Consider the following 1,008-nt stretch of genomic DNA (forward strand, 5'->3'; position numbering starts at 1 on the left):
GCCCTCGTCTCACAGTTGTGCAGCCTCGACCCTGCCGATCCCCGGCCGGAAGCGGTCAAGCGGGGCGCCGGCGACGCGAACGATCTCGCCATCGCCGTCGCCGGCGCTCTCAACGTCGCCCGGCGACCCCTCCATTTGCTGCGGATCCTGCCGGCTGCCGTGACGTCGGTGACCTCGTGGATCGCCCGCGCACGACGCGGCGACGCGATGCCGGCGCCGTTCACGGCTCCGCGCACACCGTTCAACTCCACCATCACCGGACGCCGCAACGTCGGCTTCGCCGAGCTGGACCTCGACGATGTGAAACTGGTGAAGAACATCTTCGGTGTCACCGTCAACGACGTGGTGATGGCCGTGTGCGCCGGCGCGCTGCGCCGATATCTGGAGCGGCGTGGGGAACTTCCCGATTCCCCGCTCATCGGGATGATCCCGGTCTCGGTCCACGGCAGGTCGGATCGGCCGGGACGCAACCAGGTCTCGGCGATGTTCGCCGACCTCCACACCCACATCGCGGATCCGGCCGAGCGCCTGCGTGCCCTTGCGGAAGCGAATGCGGTGGCCAAGGACCACAACGCCGATCTCGGTGTGAACCTGCTGCAGGACTGGTCGCAGTTCCTCGGCGCGGCGGTGTTCGCGCCCGCGATGCGCGCCTATGCCGGACTCCGCCTCGCCGACCGGCATCCGGTGATCCACAACCTCGTGGTCTCCAACGTGCCCGGACCGCCCGTCCCGTTGTACTTCATGGGTGCGCGTATGACGGCCATGTACCCCTTCGGACCGATCTTCCACGGGGCGGCACTCAACGTGACGGTGCTCTCCCTCGACGGCAGGCTCGACATCGGCCTGATCTCGTGCCCCGATCTCGTTCCCGACCTGTGGGAGCTCGTCGACGACTTCTCCCCCGCCCTCGACGACCTGATCCTCGCGGCCGGCGCGGAGGGCGACGAGGCCGTGCCGCAGGAGGGGTGAGCGAGGTCCGGCGAGCCCGCGCGGTCCCGCCGATCGCAC

The 1,008-nt window shown here is 69.3% G+C and carries 1 protein-coding gene; it reads left to right on the forward strand.

Annotated elements, in window-relative coordinates; all coding sequences use genetic code 11:
* A partial coding sequence (locus R1101_RS28655; protein ID WP_016935732.1) for a WS/DGAT domain-containing protein occupies nucleotides 1-969 on the forward strand: 969 nt, incomplete at its 5' end.
* Nucleotides 970-1,008: the final 39 nt, after the last annotated feature.

It is taken from the genome of Rhodococcus sp. R1101, from assembly GCF_000278445.1.
Lineage (GTDB): Bacteria > Actinomycetota > Actinomycetes > Mycobacteriales > Mycobacteriaceae > Rhodococcus > Rhodococcus gordoniae.